At 69.3% G+C, this 254-nt stretch carries 1 protein-coding gene; it reads right to left on the reverse strand.

Annotated features, from left to right (window positions below; genetic code table 11):
- Positions 1-254 (reverse strand): TonB-dependent receptor plug domain-containing protein (locus tag FQ664_RS26445; protein WP_178091106.1); only part of this gene is annotated, 254 nt, incomplete at both ends.

Raw genomic sequence — 254 nt, forward strand, 5'->3', positions numbered from 1 at the left:
CCGGCGCCGACCGTGGTCAGCGCTTCCATGCCATTGATGCGCACGCGGGTGAATTCCGGGCCGAGGCCACGCACCGAGATGTTGCGGCCTTCGCCGGCCTCGCGGGTGATGACCACGCCCGGGATGCGCTGCAGCGACTCGGCCAGGTTCAGGTCCGGGAACTTGCCGATGTCCTCGGCAACGATGGCATCGACCACGCCGGCTTCGCCGCGCTTGATGTCCAGCGCCTTCTCCACGCTGGCGCGGTAGCCGGT

Origin of the sequence: Pseudomonas persica (assembly GCF_900291015.1) — a bacterium.
Classification (GTDB): domain Bacteria; phylum Pseudomonadota; class Gammaproteobacteria; order Pseudomonadales; family Pseudomonadaceae; genus Aquipseudomonas.